Origin of the sequence: Streptomyces sp. NPDC001744 (assembly GCF_042892575.1) — a bacterium.
Taxonomy (GTDB): Bacteria; Actinomycetota; Actinomycetes; order Streptomycetales; family Streptomycetaceae; genus Streptomyces.
On the sequence record NZ_JBIAUG010000002.1, the window covers coordinates 347,123 to 363,155 of the forward strand.

A 16,033-nucleotide genomic window follows, 5' to 3' on the forward strand; every position below is an offset into this window, starting at 1 on the left:
GGCCCCCCCGCGCCCGTATATGTCGGTGGTGGGGGGGGGGCCCCCCCCCCCCCCCCACCACCAGCTAGGGACAGCAAGGACACCGATGACCCGCGTGATCGCCGGTACGGCCGGCGGGCGGCGCCTGGCCGTACCGCCCGGAAACGGCACCCGCCCCACCTCCGACCGGGCGCGCGAGGGCCTCTTCTCGACCTGGGAGGCGTTCCTCGGCACCCTCGGCGGGGCCAGGGTCGCCGACCTGTACGCGGGTTCCGGGGCCGTCGGCCTGGAGGCGCTCTCCCGGGGCGCCGCCCACGCCCTCCTCGTCGAGGCCGACCCCCGCGCCGCGAAGACGATCCGGGACAACATCCGCTCGATCGGCCTGGCCGGCGCCGAGCTCCGCACCGGCAGGGCCGAGCAGATCGTGACCGGACCCGCCCCCGCCGATCCGTACGACCTGGTCTTCCTCGACCCGCCGTACGCCGTCGAGGACGCCGCTCTCCGCGAGATCCTCCTCACACTGCGCTCGGGGGGCTGGTTGCGCGAAGATGCCCTCGTCACCGTGGAGCGCAGTACCAGGGGCGGGGAATTCGGCTGGCCGGCCGGTTTCGAGCCACTGCGGGCCCGTCGTTACGGCGAGGGAACGTTTTGGTACGGTCGCGCCGCCTCTACGTGCGAAGACGCACGATGACCGGACCGGAGAGCGAGGGACCCACGTTGCGCCGCGCCGTCTGTCCGGGGTCGTTCGACCCCATCACCAACGGACATCTCGACATCATCGCCCGTGCCTCCAAGCTGTACGACGTCGTACACGTGGCCGTGATGATCAACCAGTCGAAGAAAGGTCTCTTCACGGTCGACGAGCGGATCGAGCTGATCCGCGAGGTCACCGCCGACCTCGGCAACGTCGTGGTCGAGTCCTTCCGCGGCCTGCTCGTCGACTTCTGCAAGCAGCGCGACATCCCCGCCATCGTCAAGGGGCTGCGCGCGGTCAGCGACTTCGACTACGAGCTGCAGATGGCCCAGATGAACAACGGGCTCTCGGGCGTGGAGACCCTGTTCGTCCCCACCAACCCGACGTACAGCTTCCTCTCCTCCTCCCTGGTCAAGGAGGTCGCGGCCTGGGGCGGCGACGTCTCCCACCTGGTCCCGCCGCTGGTCCTCGGCCGGCTGACCGAGCGGCTGGGGGAGAAGTGACGCGCGGCCACCGCCGCTGACGCTCCGTCACCCGGTGTCGGACGGGCGCCGACTGGCCGTACAGTCGGACCCGTCCGTCTCCAACCGGCTGTAGAGAGTGGCGAGCACCAGGTGGACGTGCAGAAGAAGCTCGATGAGATCGTGGCGACCGTACGGAGCGCCCGCTCCATGCCCATGTCGGCGTCCTGCGTGGTCAACCGCGCCGAGCTGCTCGCCCTTCTCGAAGAGGTGCGGGAGGCCCTGCCCGGCTCCCTGGCCCAGGCCCGGGAGCTGATCGGCGACCGGGAGCAGATGGTCGAGCAGGCCCGCCGCGAGGCCGAGCGGATCATCGAGGCCGCCCACGCCGAACGCGGCTCGATCGTCTCCGACACCCAGGTCGCCCGGGAGTCGCAGGAGGAGGCCGACCGGATCCTCTCCGAGGCCCGCCGCGAGGCCGAGGAGATCCGGGCCGAGGCCGACGACTACGTCGACTCCAAGCTCGCCAACTTCGAGGTCGTCCTCAACAAGACCATCGGCTCCGTCGAGCGGGGCCGCGAGAAGCTCCTCGGCTGCGGCCCGGGGGCCGGCCCGGACGGGTACGCCGACCAGGACGCCCCCGAGTACGGCGCCGACCCGCGGACGCCGGACCGGCGGACGGCCGAGGCCGACGAGTTCATCACCGCCAAGCTGGGCGCCTTCGAGGCGGTCCTCGGCAAGACCCTGGAGGCCGTCGGGCGGGGCCGGCAGAAGCTGCACGGCCGGATCGCCACCGACGACCTCGGCGAGCACATGGCCGCCCAGGACGGGCTCTCCGGCGCGGTGCACACCAGCGACGCCGACTACCTGGCCGGGCTCGCGGAGCTCTCCGACCCCGTGCCGGCACAGCCCCCGGCGCAGCAGCAGCCGCAGCCCGACCCCTACGGGTACCCGCAGCAGCCGCAGCACCAGCCGGACGCCTACGCGGCCTACCAGCAGCCCCAGCAGCCCCCGCAGCCCGACCCGTACGCGTACCAGCAGCCGCAGCAGGCCGACCCGTACGGGTACCAGCAGCAGGACCCCTACGCGTACCAGCAGCCCGCCCCGCCGGCCCACGATCCCCAGCGGGACGCCTCCCTCGAAGAGACGAGCTTCTTCGACACGAGCATGATCGACCTGGAGCAGCTGCGCCGGTACGAGCAGCAGTACGAACAGGGCCGGTAAGGTCCGGACGGCCCGGATTGGGCCCTGGGCGAAGCGTCCAGTATCCTGGCTCTTCGGTCGCGCGTATCCCGCGATCCCCGCTGCCCACGGTCGGCAGCCTCCCCACGACGCAGAACGAATCGAAAGCAGGAAGAGCCCTGAGTACGCGCCTCGACCACCGCGACCCCCTCGTGTTCGACACGCACGAGCTGGGGCGGCGTCCTGGTGCCCTGCAGCGGATCTCGCGATCGGTCGAGGCCCCCGCGGCCCTGGGCGTCGAAGGAGTGATCGGAGTGCCCGAGGGCTCTCCGGTCGACATCGATCTCCGTCTTGAGTCGGTCATGGAAGGGGTGCTCGTCACAGGCACCGCCCGTGCATCGGCCGAGGGGGAGTGCGTAAGGTGTCTGGAGCCCGTCGAGCTGGAGCTCGACGTGGACTTCCAGGAGATGTTCTCGTACCCCGACTCCGACGACCGGGGCCGCTCCAAGGCGGCCGCGGACGACGAGGCCGAGGAAGACGAGGACGTGATCCCCCTCGAGGACGGCATGTTCGACCTCGAGCCCGTGCTGCGTGATGCGGTGGTGCTCGCACTGCCGATGCAGCCGGTGTGCCGGGAGGACTGTGCGGGTCTGTGTTCCGAGTGCGGGACCAACCTGAACGAGAACCCGGACCACCACCACGACGCCGTCGACATCCGTTGGGCGGCACTGCAGGGACTCGCCGGTTCGCTGGGAACCGATGAGAAGGACAACATGAGCGGCAAAGCCTCTGACGGGGACGTCCGAAGCGCCGCCGAGAAGCAGGAGAAGTAGCCGTGGCTGTTCCGAAGCGGAAGATGTCGCGCAGCAACACGCGCCACCGCCGGTCGCAGTGGAAGGCTGCGGTCCCCACCCTGGTTTCGTGTGAGCGTTGCCAGGAGCCGAAGCTGCAGCACATCGCGTGCCCGAGCTGCGGCACCTACAACAAGCGCCAGGTCCTCTCGGTCTGATTGGGCTGGTGAGAGGCGCAATGTCTGAGTCCCGCAAGACGGACGACACGACGGACCATGCCTCGTCCCACACGCTTCTGGAAGGGCGGCTCGGCTATCGGCTCGAGTCCGCCCTTCTGGTGCGTGCGCTGACCCACCGTTCGTACGCGTACGAGAACGGCGGTCTGCCCACCAACGAGCGGCTGGAGTTCCTCGGGGACTCCGTGCTCGGCCTGGTGGTCACCGACACGCTGTACCGCACCCACCCCGACCTGCCGGAAGGCCAGCTGGCCAAACTGCGGGCCGCGGTGGTCAACTCTCGTGCGCTGGCGGACGTGGGGCGCGGCCTCGAACTCGGCTCCTTCGTCCGGCTCGGCCGGGGCGAAGAGGGCACGGGCGGCCGGGACAAGGCGTCCATCCTCGCCGACACCCTCGAAGCGGTGATCGGCGCGGTCTATCTCGACCAGGGCCTCGAAGCGGCGTCCGAGCTGGTGCACCGGCTCTTCGACCCGCTGATCGAGAAGTCCTCGAACCTCGGTGCCGGACTGGACTGGAAGACCAGCCTCCAGGAGCTCACCGCGGCCGAGGGCCTGGGCGTCCCGGAGTACCTCGTCTCCGAGGAGGGCCCGGACCACGAGAAGACCTTCACCGCTGCCGCCCGCGTCGGTGGTGTCTCGTACGGCACCGGCACCGGCCGCAGCAAGAAGGAAGCGGAACAGCAGGCGGCGGAATCCGCGTGGCGCGCGATCCGCGCGGCCGCGGACGAGCGCGTGGCGGCGGCGAAGGCCGCGGCCGGGGCGGGAGCGGTCGCCGACTCCTCTCCTGCCGGGGACCGGGCTCCGGCCTGATCCCGTCGCACCCTTCGCTTCCCCGCTTTCCGGGAACCCCGCCCACGGGCGGGGTTCCCGTCTTTTCCCGTGCCGTCCGCACGGCAGTAGGGTTGACCCGGCCGTCGACGGAACAGCGAGGGAACGGCCGAGAAGCCCGGAGGAGCACCCGTGCCCGAACTGCCCGAGGTCGAGGTCGTACGGCGCGGTCTGGAGCGCTGGATCGCCGGACGGACCGTGGCCGGGGTCGAGGTCCTGCACCCCCGGGCCGTACGCCGCCACGTGGCGGGCGGCGAGGACTTCGCGGCCCGGCTCGAAGGGCAGCGGTTCGAGGGCGCGCGGCGGCGCGGCAAGTACCTCTGGCTGCCGCTGGCCGGCACCGGCACGGCCGTCCTCGGCCACCTGGGCATGAGCGGTCAGCTGCTCGTCCGGCCGCACGACGCCGCCGACGAGAAGCACCTGCGGATCCGCGTCCGCTTCGCGCCGTCGGACGGCGACTCCGTCTCCGGGACGACCGGCACCGAACTCCGCTTCGTCGACCAGCGCACCTTCGGCGGCCTCTCCCTCCACGACCAGAGCCCCGACGGGCTCCCCGACGTCATCGCGCACATCGCCCGCGACCCGCTGGACCCGGCGTTCGACGACGCCGCCTTCCAGAGCGCCCTGCGCCTGCGCCGTACGACGATCAAGCGGGCGCTCCTGGACCAGTCGCTGATCAGCGGCGTCGGCAACATCTACGCGGACGAGGCGCTCTGGCGCGCCCGGCTGCACTACGACCGGCCGACCGCCACCCTGACCCGGCCGCGCTCGGCCGAACTCCTCGGGCACGTCCGCGACGTGATGAACGCGGCGCTCGCCGTCGGCGGCACCAGTTTCGACAGCCTGTACGTCAACGTCAACGGCGAGTCCGGCTACTTCGACCGCTCGCTCGACGCCTACGGACGCGAGGACGAACCCTGCCGACGCTGCGGCACCCCGATGCGGCGACGGCCCTGGATGAACAGGTCCAGCTACTTCTGTCCGCGCTGCCAGCGCCCGCCGCGCGTGCTCACGGCCTGACCCGGGCGCTCCCCGCCGCGTGCTCGCGGCGGGGCCGTGACGGTGCCGCGTTCCGGGGCCGCGCCGCCGCCCGCCGGCTACTCCGCCGTCAGCGCGTCGGCGACGGTCCCCATGTCCGCCACGACGGTGTCGGCCCCCGCCTCGGTGAAGAGTTCCGCCTCGCGGGGCCCGTCGGCGTAGCCGATCGCCGTCGTGCCCGCCCGGTGGGCGGCCCGGACGGCGTCGGGCGAGCCGCCGATCAGGACGCAGTTGGTGACGTCCATGTGCGTCTCCTCGGCCGCGGTGATGAGCGGGAACGGGTTGGGCCGCATCAGGTGGGGCTTCCCGGCCGGGCGGCCGACGACCGCGGTGACGTACTCCTCCAGGCCGTGCGCCTCCAGGAAGCGCCGGACGCACTCGGCCGAGTTGTCGCTCACCACCGCGACCGCGCGGCCCGAGGAGTTCGCCGCCCGGAGGGCCGCCACCGCCCCCGGTTTCGGCGGTCCGGCCACCACGACGGCCTCGGTCTCCGCCGCCGTCAGGGCCGCCTCCACCTCCTGGCCCGGCCCGTCGTCCGTCTCGTACGCGATGCGCAGGACCTCGAACGGGTCGCCGGTCCCGGCGGCCCTCGCGCCCGCCTCCGCGTCCCCGGCCGCGACGAGCGCGGCGAGCCGTCCGGCGACCTCGGGGGAGGGGAGCCCGGCGAACACGTCGCACAGGGGCCCGTCGAAGTCGAGGAAGAGCACGCGCGCGTTGGCCAGGAGTTCGATGAGTCGGTCGTCGTGCGTCAAGGTCGCAGTCCTTTCGGGGTGTCTCCCGGGCGCCGTGTTCCGGCTCGGCCCGCCCCGGGCGACGGCTTTGTCGTGCCGGATCGGCTGCTACCCGCAGAACGCCGCCTTATGGGCGCCCGCGCCCGGCGCGCGGAACGCCGGAGGTGTCTCCGCACCGCCGCGGGCCGCGTCCCGGACGCGGCGCGGGCCGCCCCGGAGGCCGTTCACGGCCCGGGACGGCCCGCGCCGGGACCGGGGAGACCCGGTCCGCGGAACGCTCAGTAGCCGAAGTCCTCGGTCCACCAGGGGCCGCCGTCACCGAAGTGGACGCCGACGCCCATGGCCTTGAAGTCGCAGTTCAGGATGTTGGCGCGGTGACCGTCGCTGTTCATCCAGGACTCCATCACCGCCGCCGCGTCCACCTGGCCGCGGGCGATGTTCTCGCCGGCCAGGGTCGAGACACCCGCCTTCTGCGCCCGCGCCCACGGGGTGTCCCCGTCCGGGTCCGTGTGGTCGAAGAAGCCGCGGGCGGCCATGTCCGCGCTGAACGCGCCCGCCAGCGACGCGAGCCGCGCGTCCGCGCGCACCGGGACGCAGCCCACCCGGGCGCGCTCGGCGTTGACCAGACGCAGGACCTCCGCCTCGGCCGCGTCGGCCCGGCCGGCGGTGGAGGCCGTCCGCAGCGGTGACTCGGCGGTCGGGTCCGGCTTCGGCGCGGGTGCCTTCGTGGAGGGAGCGGCCTTCGGCGCGGGCTTCGCGCCCGCCGTCCGCGCGGGCTTCGGCTTCACGGGCTTCGGCTCTGCGGTCTTCGGCTTCGCGGTCGCGGTCTTCGGCGCGGGCGCCGGGGCCGAGGTCCTGGCCGGTTCGGGGGAGGTCGTGGCCGGAGCCGGTTTCCCGGACGGGGTGGCCGACGGGGTCGCGGGGGAGGCGGACGTACCGCTCGTGCCCGTTCCCGTCCGCGCGCCCGGACGCGCGGACGGGGATCCGTCCGTGCCGGCCGGGGTCTCGGTGGCCCCGCCCTGCGTCGTCAGCTGCGGGGCCTGCCGGGACCGCGCCTGGTGCTCGGCCGCCGTCCCGGGGCCGCCGACCGTGAACGTGTCCCCACCGGGCAGGAGGCCCGAGGCGACGGCGACGGCACCGACCGCGACCGCCGCGGAGGCGCCGAGCAGACCGGTGCGCACGGACCGCCCCCGGCGGGCACCCCGGTGCCGGCGGTCCGCACCGGCCGACAGGTCCTCCGCGGCGGGTGCGGCGCCGGAGCGACGGTGGCGTCCCATCTCCTCTGCCCTCCTGCTGGTCTTTGCTGATCTTTGCTGCCGGTACCGTGGTGGTCCGGCGCCCGAACGGCGCGCCCCCGAACGGGTGAGGCGCGTTCGTCGGGACTGTACGCGATGGGACGCCGGGGGCGATGTGCTGATCCGGTGCGCTCCCCGCTACCGTGCAGCCATGAGCGACGACGTACGGATGACCGCCTGGGTGCGCGGCCGGGTACAGGGAGTGGGCTTCCGCTGGTTCACCAGGGCAAACGCACTGGAGATCGGCGGCCTGGTGGGCTTCGCCCTCAACCTCGACGACGGCCGGGTCCAGATCGTGGCCGAGGGGCCGCGTGAGAATTGCCACCGTCTGCTCGACTGGCTCCACTCCGACGACACACCCGGGCGCGTGGACGGTGTCACCGAGATCTGGGACACCCCGCGCGGGGGTTACGACGGCTTCGCCATCCGCTGACGATCACTCTCCGGCACCGCCTCCCGTGACCGGGAGGAGCCTCGGACGGACGTGCGGTAACAGGTGCGCGAAGGGGAAAGGGCCTGGTGGTTGCCAAGGAGGGCCGACCGTGGAAGGCTGCCGGAAGAGAATGATCGCGACGCCCAGGGGCGCCGGGTCGAGAGGCACCGCCGCTCCCGCAGCGGCCGTGAACTCCCCGGTCGTCCCCCGGCAGGGGCGTGATCGTGTTGACCGTCAAACTTTTTGGTGAGACTCTGGAAGCCCCGCGCACCTTGGCTGTTCGGCAGTGGAACCGGCACGACACGCAGTACTGCCGTACACCGCGGGTGCGAATCCCTCACGACCCACACCGCTTCGGTCGGTCACTCATTGTGGAGGACCATCCATCATGGCAAAGGCGCTTCTCGGATACGTCGGCGGCTCCGACCCGCGACTCCTCGCCGAGATGCGACGGCTTCAGCAGCGCGTCCAGGACCTCGAGTCCGAGCTGGTACGAATCCAGTCGGAGAACGACGCGCTCGCCTCTGCCGCCGCTCAGCACCAGGGAGAGTCGCTGCTGGACAGCATCGACCTCGACGTACCCCAGGCGGAGCCTGCGCTCACCTGACGGCCCAGCCCCGAGGGGCCAGGTGGCAACCGCTCGGACCGGCACCACCGGCCACGACAGAGCCGGCCGCGAAGCACGACACGCGTCGGCCGGCCACACAAGGGACGCTCCGGCGTCCCTTCTTGTTTTCACCGGCCCCTTCCCCCGCGTCCGCCCCCACCTCACCCGGGGATCTGCCCCGCCCGTTCACGGGCGAAACGCGCGGGCCCCGGTAGAGTCCCCGACGTGCACCTCAAGGCCCTGACGCTCCGCGGATTCAAGTCCTTCGCCTCGGCCACCACACTGAGGTTCGAGCCAGGGATCACCTGCGTCGTGGGCCCCAACGGTTCCGGCAAGTCCAATGTCGTGGACGCCCTCTCCTGGGTGATGGGAGAGCAGGGCGCCAAGTCGCTGCGCGGCGGCAAGATGGAGGACGTCATCTTCGCCGGCACGACCGGGCGCCCCCCGCTGGGCCGCGCCGAGGTCTCGCTGACCATCGACAACTCCGACGGCGCCCTGCCCATCGACTACACCGAGGTCACCCTCGCCCGGATCATGTTCCGCGGCGGCAGCAGCGAGTACCGGATCAACGGCGACCCCTGCCGGCTGCTCGACTTCCAGGAGCTGCTCTCCGACTCCGGCATCGGGCGGGAGATGCACGTCATCGTCGGACAGGGGCAGCTCGACTCCGTGCTGCACGCCGACCCGATGGGGCGCCGCGCCTTCATCGAGGAGGCCGCGGGCGTCCTCAAGCACCGCAAGCGGAAAGAGAAGGCGCTGCGGAAGCTGGACGCGATGCAGGCCAACCTCGCGCGCGTGCAGGACCTCACCGACGAACTGCGCCGCCGGCTCAAGCCGCTCGGCCGGCAGGCCGCCGTCGCCCGCCGGGCCGCCGTCATCCAGGCCGACCTGCGCGACGCGCGCCTGCGCCTCCTCGCCGACGACCTCGTGCGGCTCCGGGCCGCCCTCGCCGCCGAGGTCGCCGACGAGACGGCACTGCTCGCGCGCAAGGAGGCCACCGAGAACGAACTGCGCGCCGCCCTCGCGGAGGAGGCAGGCCTGGAGGCGGAGGTCCGCGCCCTCGTGCCCCGCCTGGAGCGCGCCCAGCAGAGCCGGTACGACCTCTCCCGGCTCGCCGAACGCGTCCGCGGCACCGTCTCCCTCGCCGACGCGCGCGTGAAGAGCGCCACCGCGCCCGCCGAGGAACGGCGCGGCCGGGACCCCGAGGACCTGGAGCGCGAGGCGGCCCGCGTCCGCGAGGAGGAGGCCGGACTCGAAGCGGCCCTGGAGGAGGCCGAACACGCCCTGGAGGACGCCGTCGCCCGCCGCGCCGGCCTCGAACGGGAGCTGGCGGACGAGGAGCGCCGCCTCAAGGACGCGGCCCGCGCCCTCGCCGACCGGCGCGAGGGCCTCGCCCGGCTCCAGGGCCGGGTCGACGCGGCCCGCTCGCGCGCCGCCGCCGCACGGGCCGAGATCGACCGGCTCGCCGCCGCCCGGGACGAGGCCGCGGACCGGGCCGCCGCCGCCCGGGAGGAGTACGAAAAGCTCAGGACCGAGGTCGCCGGACTCGACGCGGAGGACACCGAGCACGCCGAGCGGTACGAGGCCGCCCGCCGCGAACTGGCCGACGCCGAGGCCGCGCTGGGGACCGCCCGGGAAGCCTCCGCCGCCGCCGAACACCGCCGCGCCGCGACCCGGGCCCGCCACGACACCCTCGCCCTCGGACTGCGCCGCAAGGACGGCACGGGCGCCCTCCTCGCCGCCGGAATCGCCGGAATCCTCGGCCCGGCGGCCGACCTCCTCACCGTCGCCCCGGGGTACGAGGTCCCCGTCGCCGCCGCCCTCGGCGCCGCCGCCGACGCGGTCGCCGCCGGGCCCGCCGCCGCCGCCGAAGCCCTCCGCCTGCTGCGCAAGCAGGACGCGGGCCGCGCCGCCCTGCTCCTGACCGGGGTACGGGACCCGGAACCCGGGCCGGACCCCGCGCCCGGAGGACGTCCGTACGCCGCCGACCTGGTCCGGGGGCCCGCCGACCTCATGGGCGCCGTCCGCCGGCTGCTCGCCGGGGTCGTCGTCGTGGGCGACCTGGACGAGGCCGCCGAACTGGTCAGGACCCGGCCCGGACTGACCGCCGTCACCGCCGAGGGGGACCTGCTCGGGGCGCACTTCGCGCACGGCGGCTCCGCCGGTGCCCCCAGCCTCCTCGAAGTACAGGCGTCGGTGGCCGAGGCCGCCGCCGAACTCGACGCGCTGGGCGCGCGGTGCGAGGAGCTGGCGGCCGCGCGGCGGGAGGCCGACGAACGGCGCCGGGCCGCCGCCGCGCTCGTCGAGGAGCTCGACGCCCGCCGCCGCACCGCCGAGCGCGAGAAGTCCGGCGTCGCCCAGCGGCTCGGACGGCTCGCCGGACAGGCCGGGGGAGCGGCGGAGGAGGCCGAACGGGCCGCGACGGCGGCCGCCCGCGCCCAGGAGGCGCTGGAGAAGGCCACCGCCGACGCCGAGGAGCTGGCCGAACGGCTGCTGGTGGCCGAGGAGACGGCCGGGGAGGACGGGGACGAGGAGCCGGACACCTCCGTGCGCGACCGGCTCGCGGTGGACGGTTCCCTCGCGCGCCAGGCCGAGATGGAGGCGCGGCTCCAGGTCCGCACCCACGAGGAGCGGGTCAGGGGGCTCGCCGGACGGGCCGACTCCCTCGACCGGGCCGCCCGCGCCGAACGGGAGGCACGCGCGCGTGCCGAGCGGCACCGCGCCCGGCTCCACCACGAGGCACGGGTCGCGGGCGCGGTCGCCGCCGGGGCCCGGACGCTCCTGGCCCACGTCGAGGTCTCGCTCGCCCGCGCCGAACGGGAACGGGAGGCCGCCGAAGCGGCCAGGGCCGACCGGGAACGGGGGCTCGCGGCGGCCCGCGCCCGGGGCCGGGAGCTCAAGGCCGACCTGGACCGGCTGACCGACTCCGTCCACCGGGGCGAGGTCCTCGGCGCCGAGAAGCGGCTGCGGATCGAGCAGCTCGAGGCCAGGGCCCTGGAGGAGTTCGGCGTGGAGGCGGCCGTCCTGGTCGCCGAGTACGGCCCCGACCAGCCCGTCCCGCCGTCGCCCGCCGCCGAGGGGGAGGAGGACGATCCGGCCGCCCGGCCGCGGCCGTTCGTCCGTTCGGAGCAGGAGAAGCGGCTGAAGGCGGCCGAACGGGCGTACCACCAGCTCGGCAAGGTGAATCCGCTGGCCCTGGAGGAGTTCGCGGCCCTGGAGGAGCGGCACGGGTTCCTCTCGGAGCAGCTGGAGGACCTGAGGAAGACCCGGACCGACCTGCTTCAGGTCGTGAAGGAGGTGGACCTGCGCGTCGAGCAGGTCTTCACCGAGGCGTACCGGGACACGGCCCGCGAGTTCGAGGGCGTCTTCTCGCGGCTCTTCCCGGGCGGCGAGGGCCGGCTGGTCCTCACGGACCCGGACTCCATGCTCACCACCGGCGTCGAGGTGGAGGCCCGCCCGCCGGGCAAGAGGGTCAAGCGGCTCTCGCTGCTCTCGGGCGGCGAGCGCTCCCTGACGGCCGTGGCGCTGCTCGTCTCCATCTTCAAGGCCCGGCCCAGTCCGTTCTACGTCATGGACGAGGTGGAGGCGGCGCTCGACGACACCAACCTCCAGCGGCTGATCGGGCTCATGCGGGAGCTCCAGGAGACCTCGCAGCTGATCGTGATCACCCATCAGAAGCGGACGATGGAGATCGCGGACGCGCTGTACGGCGTTTCCATGCAGGGCGACGGGGTATCCAAGGTCATCAGCCAGAGGCTGCGTCAGGGATCCACTCAGGGATCGCCTTCAAGACCTGAATAGAAGAGCCACTGCTTCGGCTCCTCGCTTCACGAGAGGGGATTTTTGACTTCAAAAGTTGAATGCATAGTCTCTGCAACATTGCTTCCCCCTTCCGGTGGTGGCCCCCGTGAAGCTGTGCCCCACTGGAAGGGCTTGTCCCCTCTGCCCCGACGACGCTGCCGGAGCCCCCAGGAGCCCATGTGACCAGCACCGATCCGGCGCACACGCCGCCGTCCTCCGAAGGCCGGGCCGCCCATCCGGACCACCTCGGACACGTCATCTTCATCACGGCCTCCGCCGCCATGGGCGGCTTCCTCTTCGGATACGACAGCTCCGTCATCAACGGCGCCGTCGAGGCGATCCGCCACCGCTACGACATCGGCTCCGGCACCCTGGCCCAGGTCATCGCCATCGCCCTCATCGGCTGCGCCATCGGCGCCGCCACCGCGGGCCGGATCGCGGACCGCATCGGCCGCATCCGCTGCATGCGGATCGCCGCCGCCCTCTTCACCGTCAGCGCCGTCGGCTCGGCACTGCCCTTCGCCCTCTGGGACCTGGCCTTCTGGCGGATCATCGGCGGCTTCGCCATCGGCATGGCCTCCGTCATCGGCCCCGCCTACATCGCGGAGGTCGCCCCCGCCGCCTACCGCGGCCGCCTCGGCTCCTTCCAGCAGGCCGCCATCGTCATCGGCATCGCCGTCTCCCAGCTGGTCAACTACGGCATCCTCCAGCTCGCCGACGGCGACCAGCGCGGCAAGATCGGCGGCCTGGAGGCGTGGCAGTGGATGCTCGGCGTGATGGTCGTCCCCGCGCTCCTCTACGGCCTGCTCTCCTTCGCGATTCCCGAGTCCCCCCGCTTCCTCATCTCCGTCGGCAGGACCGACAAGGCCAAGGAGGTCCTCTCCGAGGTCGAGGGCGAGGACGTGGACCTGGACCACCGCGTGGCCGAGATCCAGCAGGCCATGCGCCGCGAACACAAGTCCACCTTCTGGGACCTGTTCGTCCCCGGCAGCCGCTCCAGGCTGCTGCCCATCGTCTGGGTCGGCATCGGCCTCTCGGTCTTCCAGCAGCTCGTCGGCATCAACGTCGCGTTCTACTACTCCGCGACCCTCTGGCAGTCCGTCGGCATCGACCCGTCCAGCTCGTTCCTCTACTCGTTCACCACGTCGATCATCAACATCATCGGCACCGTGATCGCGATGGTCCTGGTCGACCGGGTCGGCCGCCGGCCCCTCGCCCTCGTCGGCTCCGCCGGCATGGCGATCGCCCTCGCCTTCGAGGCGTGGGCCTTCTCCGCCGACCTCGTCGACGGCAAGCTCCCCACCACCCAGGGCGTCGTGGCCCTCGTCGCCGCCCACGTCTTCGTGCTCTTCTTCGCCCTCTCGTGGGGCGTGGTGGTCTGGGTCTTCCTCGGCGAGATGTTCCCCAACCGCATCCGCGCCGCCGCTCTCGGCGTCGCCGCCTCCGCGCAGTGGATCGCCAACTGGGCCATCACCGCCAGCTTCCCGTCCCTCGCGGACTGGAACCTCTCCGGCACCTACATCATCTACGCCGTCTTCGCCGTGCTCTCGATCCCCTTCGTGCTCCGGTACGTCAAGGAGACCAAGGGCAAGGCGCTGGAGGAGATGGGCTGACCCCCGCCGCCCCGCTCCTCGCCCACGGAGACTGCCCCGGCCCCGGCAGCGTCCCCGCGCCCGGACCGGAGCGGTCGCCCGCCCCGGCGCCGGCCGGCCGCACCGCCGAACGGCGGACCGCCCCGGCACCCGGGAGCGCGCCCCGCCGGGAGGACGGGGGACGCGCACGCGGTGACGCCATACTGGACCCGTTATGGAACTCATCCTTGCTGTAGTCATCGCTCTGGTCGTCGCGGTCGCCGTGACGAGCGGGCTCGTGATCAGCGGCCGCAAGAAGAAGCAGCTGCCGCCCGCCGAGCCGCCGTCCACCCCGCCGACCATCACCGCTCCGCCCGCCGAGCCGCGCGTCGGCGAGGAGGCGGAGACGCCGCGGGAAGAACCACGCCGCACGGTCGAGGAGGTCCCCCTCCCCACGGCCGAGGAGGCCACCGGGACGCCGACCGCCGTCGAGGACCCCGTCGTCGCCGAACCCCCGGCCCCCGAGATCGAGGTCCCCGAACCCACCGCCGGCCGTCTCGTACGGCTCCGGGCCCGTCTCGCCCGCTCCCAGAACTCGCTGGGCAAGGGGCTGCTCACGCTCCTGTCCCGCGAGCACCTCGACGAGGACACCTGGGAGGAGATCGAGGAGACCCTCCTCACCGCCGACGTCGGCGTCGCCCCCACCCAGGAACTGGTCGAGCGGCTGCGCGAGCGGGTCCGGGTGCTCGGCACCCGCACCCCCGAGGAGCTGCGCGGCCTGCTCCGCGAGGAGCTGATCGCCCTCCTCGGCCCCGACCTCGACCGCGCGGTCAGGACCGAGAGCCCCACGGACGTCCCCGGCGTCGTGATGGTCGTCGGCGTCAACGGCACCGGCAAGACCACCACCACCGGCAAGCTGGCCCGCGTCCTCGTCGCCGACGGCAAGTCCGTCGTCCTCGGCGCGGCCGACACCTTCCGCGCCGCCGCCGCCGACCAGCTCCAGACCTGGGGCGAGCGCGTCGGCGCCCGCACCGTCCGGGGCCCGGAGGGCGGCGACCCGGCGTCGATCGCCTTCGACGCGGTCAAGGAGGGCATCGCGGAGAAGGCCGACGTCGTCCTCATCGACACCGCCGGCCGACTCCACACCAAGACCGGCCTCATGGACGAGCTGGGCAAGGTCAAGCGCGTCGTGGAGAAGCACGGCCCGCTGGACGAGGTCCTGCTCGTCCTCGACGCCACCACCGGCCAGAACGGCCTGATCCAGGCCCGCGTCTTCGCCGAGGTCGTCGACATCACCGGCATCGTCCTGACCAAGCTCGACGGCACCGCCAAGGGCGGCATCGTCGTCGCCGTCCAGCGCGAGCTGGGCGTCCCCGTGAAGCTGATCGGCCTGGGCGAGGGCCCGGACGACCTGGCCCCCTTCGAGCCGGGCGCCTTCGTGGACGCCCTGATCGGCGACTGAGACCACCGCCCGCGCACACGCGTGAAGGGCCCCCGCCACTCCCGTGGCCGGGGCCCTCCGCGTACGTACCGCCGGACGTCAGAAGCGCGTGCGGTGGCAGATGTACGCCAGGGTGCCGAGCAGCAGCCGCGCCTGCGGCGGCGCGTCCGCCGTGTCGAGCGTCGGGGGCCGCAGCCAGCGGACCGGTCCGAGGCCCCCCAGGTCGGACGGGGGAGCGGTGACGTGCGCACCGGGCCCCAGCCCGCGCAGGTCCAGGCCGGCGTCGTCCCAGCCCATCCGGTACAGCAGCCGCGGCAGTTCGGCCGCGGCCCCCGGCGCGACGAAGAACCGCGCCCGCCCCGTCGGCGTCACGCACACCGGGCCCAGCGGCAGCCCCATGCGCTCCAGCCGGACCAGGGCCCGCCGGCCCGCCGCCTCCGCCACCTCGATCACGTCGAAGGCGCGGCCCACCGGCAGCAGCAGCGCCGCGCCCGGGTACTCCGACCACGCCTTCACGGCGTCGTCCAGGGCGGCGCCCGCCGGAACCGGTTCCGCGAAGGAGAGGGGGTGCGCCCCGGGGGCCGCGCACGCCGGGTCCCCGCAGGAGCACCGGCCGGACACGGCCCGCGCGCCCGGGACCACGTCCCAGCCCCACAGCCCCGTGTACTCCGCCACCGCTGTGCACTCCGTGGTGCGTACGCGGCGGCGTGCGCCGGACCGCATCTCACGAATGCCGCCGATCGTGAAACCCATGTCCCCTCCAACGGGTCGAGCGCGCCGGTGGTTACGACCCGGAGTGCCCCCGTCACCGTTCGTCACGCCCGGCGCCGGGGTGGCGCGCTGCCGTACGAGGGGTGGTGCGGACCGGAACACGCGCCTCCGCGCGCATCCGTCCGGCGACTCGGGTCGTCGCACGTCAAGTGAAGCGCGTTCCACGGAAAGCGAGTTC

Annotated in this window: 15 protein-coding genes; 12 read left to right on the top strand and 3 right to left on the bottom strand. The window is 73.3% G+C overall.

Annotated features, from left to right (window positions below):
- Positions 1-85 precede the first annotated feature (85 nt).
- The 7 genes from rsmD to mutM all read left to right on the top strand — a co-directional run bounded on the left by rsmD (position 86) and on the right by mutM (position 5,187).
- Positions 86-670 carry a 16S rRNA (guanine(966)-N(2))-methyltransferase RsmD gene (rsmD, locus tag ACFYZY_RS04050; RefSeq protein WP_388689220.1) on the top strand — a complete coding sequence of 195 codons (585 nt, stop codon included), beginning with the start codon at positions 86-88 and terminating at the stop codon, positions 668-670.
- Positions 671-696: 26 nt separating this feature from the next.
- Positions 697-1,176, top strand: a complete 480-nt coding sequence (gene coaD / locus ACFYZY_RS04055) for a pantetheine-phosphate adenylyltransferase (RefSeq protein WP_388689375.1) — start codon at positions 697-699, stop codon at positions 1,174-1,176.
- Positions 1,177-1,287: 111 nt separating this feature from the next.
- Positions 1,288-2,355 (top strand): ATP synthase F0 subunit B, encoded by a 1,068-nt coding sequence (locus tag ACFYZY_RS04060; RefSeq protein WP_388689222.1) that lies wholly within the window; start codon positions 1,288-1,290, stop codon positions 2,353-2,355.
- A gap of 137 nt (positions 2,356-2,492) precedes the next feature.
- The gene (locus tag ACFYZY_RS04065; RefSeq protein WP_388689377.1) at positions 2,493-3,146 is read left to right on the top strand and encodes a YceD family protein; all 654 of its coding nucleotides are present in this window, start codon (positions 2,493-2,495) and stop codon (positions 3,144-3,146) included.
- 2 nt (positions 3,147-3,148) lie between these two features.
- Positions 3,149-3,322: a 50S ribosomal protein L32 gene (gene rpmF, locus ACFYZY_RS04070; protein WP_015036448.1), complete on the top strand. Its 174-nt coding sequence runs from the start codon at positions 3,149-3,151 to the stop codon at positions 3,320-3,322.
- A gap of 20 nt (positions 3,323-3,342) precedes the next feature.
- Complete coding sequence (gene rnc, locus ACFYZY_RS04075) at positions 3,343-4,149, top strand: ribonuclease III (protein ID WP_388689224.1); 807 nt, start codon at positions 3,343-3,345, stop codon at positions 4,147-4,149.
- A gap of 150 nt (positions 4,150-4,299) precedes the next feature.
- Positions 4,300-5,187: a bifunctional DNA-formamidopyrimidine glycosylase/DNA-(apurinic or apyrimidinic site) lyase gene (gene mutM, locus ACFYZY_RS04080; RefSeq protein WP_388689226.1), complete on the top strand. Its 888-nt coding sequence runs from the start codon at positions 4,300-4,302 to the stop codon at positions 5,185-5,187.
- A gap of 77 nt (positions 5,188-5,264) precedes the next feature.
- On the opposite strand, the gene ACFYZY_RS04085 is transcribed toward mutM, so the two are convergent.
- Together ACFYZY_RS04085 and ACFYZY_RS04090 are read right to left on the bottom strand one after the other, a co-directional pair.
- Positions 5,265-5,957 (bottom strand): HAD family hydrolase, encoded by a 693-nt coding sequence (locus ACFYZY_RS04085; protein ID WP_388689227.1) that lies wholly within the window; start codon positions 5,955-5,957, stop codon positions 5,265-5,267.
- 257 nt (positions 5,958-6,214) lie between these two features.
- Positions 6,215-7,213 (bottom strand): CAP domain-containing protein, encoded by a 999-nt coding sequence (locus tag ACFYZY_RS04090; RefSeq protein ID WP_388689229.1) that lies wholly within the window; start codon positions 7,211-7,213, stop codon positions 6,215-6,217.
- Positions 7,214-7,382: 169 nt separating this feature from the next.
- Here ACFYZY_RS04090 and ACFYZY_RS04095 point away from each other — a divergent pair, with 169 nt between their 5' ends.
- From ACFYZY_RS04095 to ftsY, 5 genes are all read left to right on the top strand, one after another.
- Complete coding sequence (locus tag ACFYZY_RS04095; protein WP_388689231.1) at positions 7,383-7,664, top strand: acylphosphatase; 282 nt, start codon at positions 7,383-7,385, stop codon at positions 7,662-7,664.
- A gap of 388 nt (positions 7,665-8,052) precedes the next feature.
- Positions 8,053-8,271: a hypothetical protein gene (locus tag ACFYZY_RS04100; protein ID WP_388689233.1), complete on the top strand. Its 219-nt coding sequence runs from the start codon at positions 8,053-8,055 to the stop codon at positions 8,269-8,271.
- Between the two features lie 225 nt (positions 8,272-8,496).
- Positions 8,497-12,072, top strand: coding sequence for a chromosome segregation protein SMC (gene smc / locus ACFYZY_RS04105; protein WP_388689235.1), 3,576 nt, complete (start codon positions 8,497-8,499; stop codon positions 12,070-12,072).
- A 179-nt stretch (positions 12,073-12,251) separates the two neighbouring features.
- Positions 12,252-13,685, top strand: coding sequence for a sugar porter family MFS transporter (locus ACFYZY_RS04110; RefSeq protein WP_388689237.1), 1,434 nt, complete (start codon positions 12,252-12,254; stop codon positions 13,683-13,685).
- Between the two features lie 193 nt (positions 13,686-13,878).
- Positions 13,879-15,105 carry a signal recognition particle-docking protein FtsY gene (ftsY, locus tag ACFYZY_RS04115; RefSeq protein ID WP_388689238.1) on the top strand — a complete coding sequence of 409 codons (1,227 nt, stop codon included), beginning with the start codon at positions 13,879-13,881 and terminating at the stop codon, positions 15,103-15,105.
- Between the two features lie 78 nt (positions 15,106-15,183).
- Here ftsY and ACFYZY_RS04120 read toward each other — a convergent pair whose 3' ends face one another.
- The gene (locus ACFYZY_RS04120) at positions 15,184-15,837 is read right to left on the bottom strand and encodes a bifunctional DNA primase/polymerase (RefSeq protein WP_388689240.1); all 654 of its coding nucleotides are present in this window, start codon (positions 15,835-15,837) and stop codon (positions 15,184-15,186) included.
- Positions 15,838-16,033: the final 196 nt, after the last annotated feature.